The organism is Variovorax sp. 20P10.2.4, from assembly GCF_058244205.1.
On the sequence record NZ_JBZAYE010000548.1, the window covers coordinates 1 to 4,872 of the forward strand.

General features: G+C 70.9%; 6 protein-coding genes. All 6 read right to left on the minus strand.

From position 1 onward, the window contains the following. Positions 1–144: 144 nt before the first annotated feature. Entirely contained in the window at positions 145–1,071 is a 927-nt protein-coding gene (gene ku / locus AC27VN_RS32620) for a non-homologous end joining protein Ku (RefSeq protein ID WP_093340561.1), read from the minus strand. Positions 1,072–1,103: 32 nt separating this feature from the next. Further along, positions 1,104–1,412 (minus strand): hypothetical protein, encoded by a 309-nt coding sequence (locus AC27VN_RS32625; RefSeq protein ID WP_177239233.1) that lies wholly within the window; start codon positions 1,410–1,412, stop codon positions 1,104–1,106. Positions 1,413–1,502: 90 nt separating this feature from the next. Then, entirely contained in the window at positions 1,503–2,684 is a 1,182-nt protein-coding gene (locus AC27VN_RS32630; RefSeq protein WP_490879245.1) for a GGDEF domain-containing protein, read from the minus strand. A 91-nt stretch (positions 2,685–2,775) separates the two neighbouring features. Continuing rightward, entirely contained in the window at positions 2,776–3,591 is an 816-nt protein-coding gene (locus tag AC27VN_RS32635) for an SDR family NAD(P)-dependent oxidoreductase (protein ID WP_296784422.1), read from the minus strand. Positions 3,592–3,642: 51 nt separating this feature from the next. Next, positions 3,643–4,449 (minus strand): enoyl-CoA hydratase/isomerase family protein, encoded by an 807-nt coding sequence (locus tag AC27VN_RS32640; protein ID WP_296784419.1) that lies wholly within the window; start codon positions 4,447–4,449, stop codon positions 3,643–3,645. A gap of 29 nt (positions 4,450–4,478) precedes the next feature. Then, positions 4,479–4,872 (minus strand): thiolase C-terminal domain-containing protein (locus AC27VN_RS32645; RefSeq protein ID WP_490879246.1); only part of this gene is annotated, 394 nt, incomplete at its 5' end.

The window sequence follows — 4,872 nt, forward strand, 5'->3', positions numbered from 1 at the left end:
AGCGGCCCGCGGCATTGAGGCAGCGCGCATGCGTGTCCGGCCGGTCCGAGGCTGGCGAGGTCGAGAGGGAAAGGAACAGGTACGGGGTGGGCGACATGGGAGCGGGCTTTTCGGACAAGGGCCCGATTGTCCCCCTCGCGCCCGTCAGGCCGCCTTGCGCTCGTCCGATTTCCTGGCCGGCGCCGCCTTCGCACGCGCCGTCTTCTTCGCCGCCGTCTTCCCCGCCTTGGGCGCCGCGCGCGCCCCCTTCTTCGCGGCGGCCCCCGCCTTCGCGCCCTTGAGGCTGCGCGTCAGCAGCTCGGTCAGATCGATCACCTTCGCGCCCGGGCCCGGCGCCTCTTCCTCGGGCTCGATCACCGTCTCGGTGTCGCCGGCCTTGACCTTCTTCTGCACGATCTTCATCACCGCGTGCTTGAACTCGTCCTGGAAGTCCTCGGGGTCCCAGGCGCCCGACATGTCCTTGACCAGCTGCTCGGCCATCTTCATCTCGGCCGGCGTGATCCTCGCGCTCTTCACGCCCTCGGGCGGCAGCTCCAGACCCTCGAGCGACTTCACTTCGTCGCCCCAGCGCATCAGGTTCAGCACCAGCGCCTTGCCCGAGGGCACGAGCACGGCCAGGTGCTGCTTGGTCGAGATCACCACCTTCGCGAGCCCGACCTTGCCGGTCTTCACGAGCACCTCGCGCAGCAGCGCGTAGACCTTCTGGCCCTTGTTGATCGGCGCCACGTAGTAGGGCCGCTCGAGGTAGACGAAGGGAATGTCGTTGGCATCGATGAAGCGCTCGATCTCGATGGTCTGCGTGGTGCGCGGAAAGGCGGCCTCGATCTCGGCCGGCGAGACGATCACGTACTTGCCGTCCTCGTACTCGACGCCCTTGACGATGTTGTCGCGGTCGATCTCGCGGCCGGTGCGCTTGTTGATGCGCTTGTAGCCCACCGGGTCCATGCTGCGCTTGTCGAGCCAGTCGAAGTCCACGCCCTGCTCGGTGCTCGCGGTGTGCAGGCCGACGGGGATGTGGACCAGGCCGAAGGTGATCGCGCCTTTCCAGAGGGTTCGGGTGCCGGTGGCCATGGTGGGTCCTCGTGATGGGTGGTGGGGGCGGTTCAGGAAGGCCGGCCGAAGCCGAAGGCCGTGCCGCGCGGCGCGGGCCGGGCCGAGGCCTCGGCGCTGTCGTCCTCGTCCTCGTCGGCCGGGGTCTGTTCCCTCGGCCCCGCGTCGAGGTCCTCGACCTGCTGCTGCAGCTTCAGCAGGCCGGCCGCCATCGCGCGCTGGTAGCTGTCGACGCCGCGGCGCGCACGGGCGATCGTCTGCACGTGGTCGTCGGCGTCGAGCTCGCCCAGCACCCATTCGAAGCGGCCGTCATCGGGCGCCTCGACGAACACCGCCAGACGGCGAAGCGGGAGCAGGGACATGGCACCACGATGCGCAGCCGAGCCGCTGCCGGGCGTAGGAAGCCGGCGGCTGATGGCGTCGGAAGGAGGGCGCAGCCGAGGCGGCCACGCTCAGCCTGCCAGCACCACGCGGTCGCGCCCCAGCGACTTGGCGCGGTACAGCGCCTCGTCGGCCTGGCCGAGCATGTCGTCGATGTCGGCGCCCGGCTGCTGCGGCGCCACGCCGATGCTCACGGTGAAGGCGCCCACGGCGGCCAGCGGCGAGTCGGCCGCGAAGGCCTCGCCGGCGCTGGCCTTGACCCGCGCCGCCAGTTCGGTGGCCTCGGCGGGCGAGGCCTCGGGCAGCATCACGACGAACTCCTCGCCGCCATAGCGCCCGAGCAGGCCATGGCCGCCGATGGCGCGCTGCATGCGGCCGACGGCCTCGCGCAGCACGGCGTCGCCGGTCTGGTGGCCGAAACGGTCGTTGATCGACTTGAAGTGGTCGACGTCGATCATCAGCAGCGCCATGCGCCGCGTCTTCGAGCCGCCGTCGCGCCCGGCCGCGGCCAGCTGGGCCTGGCAGGCGTCGAGCAGCGCGCGCCGGTTGAGCACGCCGGTCAGCGGGTCGTGGGTGGCGAGGAACTCGAACTCCGAGTGCATGCGGTCGGTCGCCATCAGGATGGCGGCGATCGACAGCAGCAGCACGGTGAAGGAGTACATCGAGATGTAGATCGACTGCAGCAGGGTCGCGTCCATCAGGCCGACGCCGGCCATGCCCAGCAGCGCCGACACCAGCCGCGCCAGGGCCACCAGCGCCTGCAGCAGCAGCAGCACGATCATCAGCCGCATGCCGAGCACGCGGCCGCGGTTGCGGATGTAGAGCAGCGCGTGGTTGAAGAACAGGGCGGCGACCAGCGCCGTGACGATCACCAGCCGGATCTCGTAGTCGGGCTTGAACGCGCTGAACCAGAACAGCGCGCAGGCCATCAGCACGGTCAGGCCGTGCCAGCCGGCGGTGTCGCTGCGGCCGTGCAGGAAGCGCTGGCTGCCGGCGTAGTAGAGGAGGCAGGCCTCGAACAGCACCACGTTCGCGACCACGATGGTGAGGAAGTCGGGCAGCACGTCGCGCGCGGCGAACAGCAGGGTGCTGACGAAGGCCACCAGCGGCGCCCAGGCCCACTCGCGCAGGCCCTGGATGGTGGCCGGGTAGCTGCGGCGCATGAAGAACACCACCACCGACATCACGACGCCCATCAGCCCCGCCAGCATGATGACGGAGCGGGGGTCGAGGACGGAAGGCAGCGCAGCCATGGGACCGGATTCTGCATTGCCGCGCGTGGCCCGTGCCGGCGCGGGGCTGCGGGAGAACCCTGGGCGCGGCCCGATCTTCAGGAACGCGCGCTCACAGCATCGCGAAACCGCCCGAGGCGCCCAGCGTCTGGCCGGTGACGAACAGCGCCCGGTCCGAGGCCAGGAAGGCCACCACGCCCGAGACGTCCTCGGGCCGCGAGAGCCGGCCCACGCCCTTGGCGATCGGGTAGACGTTGAGCATCTTCGGCAGCCGTTCGTCGTTCTCGACCGTGGCGTCCACGCGCAGCGGGCCGTCCTTGATGCCGGCGTGCGAGACCGCGCCCAGCGCGACCGAGTTGACGGTGATCGCGTGCCGGCCGTGCTCGCGCGCCAGCGCCTTGCCGAAGCCGGCGATCGCGGCCTTGGCGCCCGAGTACACCGCCATGTTGGCCTCGCCGATGCGCCCGGCCTCCGAGATGATGTTGACGATGCGCCCGCCCTTGCGCGCCACCATGCCCGGCAGCACGGTGCGGCAGCAGTGCATGGTGCCGTAGACGTTGAGGTTGACGATCTTGGCCCAGTCCTCGATCGGCATGTCGAGGAAGGGCGGCGTGCGCCCGCCCTTCTCGCGCCGCTCGGGAATGATGCCGGCGTTGTTGACCAGCACGCTGACCGGCGCGTCGAAGTGCGCCGTGCCTTTGGCGACCATGGCCTCGACCTGGTCGGCGCGCGTGATGTCGGCCGGCGCCGCGAGGGCCTGGCCGCCGGCGGCCGCGATCTCGGCCGCCACCGCTTCGGCGCGCTCGGCGAACAGGTCGTTGACGATGACGCGCGCGCCCTCGGCCGCGAGCTCGATGCAGATCTGGCGGCCGACGCCCTGGCCGCCGCCGGTGACCAGCGCGACCTGGCCTTCCAATCCGAGTTTCATGGGATGCGTTCCTTGTCTTGTAGGGGAGGGGGAAGAAATGGAGGGAAGGGCTCAGCGGCCGGTGAACACCGGCTTGCGCTTCTCGACGAAGGCGCGCATGCCTTCCTTGCGGTCCTCGCTGTCGATGATCATGGCGGCCGCGTAGCGCTCGTACTCCAGGCCCGAGTCGAGGTCGGTCTGCATGCCGCGGTTGATGGCGCGCTTGGCGAAGCGCACCGCCAGCGGCGGATGCTCGGCGATGCGCTGGGCCAGTTCGAGCGCGGCAGGCATCAGCTCGGCCTGCGGCAGCACGCGGCTCACGATGCCGTAGCGCAGCGCGGTGTCGGCGTCGACCAGGTCGGCCGTGAGGATCAGCTCCTTGGCGCGCGCCTCGCCGATCAGCCGCGGCAGCCGCTGCGTGCCGCCGGCCGCGGGAATCACGCCGAGCTTGATCTCGGGCAGGCCGAAGCGCGCGGCCTGCGAGGCCAGGCGGATGTCGGCGCACAGCGCGATCTCGAGCCCGCCGCCGAGCGCCACGCCGTTGATGGCGGCGATCACCGGCTTCTCGAACTCCTCGATGTTGCGGAACAGGTCGTGCGTGGCCTTCTGCGCCACGAAGTAATCGGTGCCGAGGGTGGCGTGGCCCGCGCGTTCCTTGATGTCGGCGCCAGCGCAGAAGGCGCGCTCGCCGCTGCCGGTGACCAGCACGGCGCGCACGCGCTCGTCGGCGCGCGCGTACTCGAAGAAGGCGCGCGCGAGGTCGGGCTTCATCGAGCCGCCGAGCGTGTTCATGCGATCGGGCCGGTTCAGCGTGACCACGGCGACGTTGCCGCGCACTTCGTACAGCAGGGTTTCGAGGGCAGGGGTGTTCGGGTTCATGGGGAGCTTCTTCCTGTGTCGTCTGTTCTTCAGCCGCGCGCCGTGCCGCCAAGCACGTGCGCGATCGCCACCGACCCGAGGCCGATCATGTGGGCCATGCCCCAGCGCGCGGCCGGGTGCTGGCGGCCCTCGGCCTCGCCGCGGATCTGGCGCACGATCTCGGCGACCTGGCCGATGCCCGTGGGCCCGAGCGGATGGCCCATGCCGATCAGCCCGCCCGAGGCATTGATGGCGCAGCGCCCGCCGATGCGCGAGTCGCCGCGCTCGAGGTAGGCCGCGCCTTCGCCCGGCTGGCACACGCCCACGGCCTCGCTGTAGAGCAGCTCCTCGACCGAGAAGGCGTCGTGCAGCTCGAGCAGGTCGAGCTCGGTGGCGCCGATGCCGGCCTGCTCGAGCGCGGCGCGCGCGCTGTCGCGCACCAGA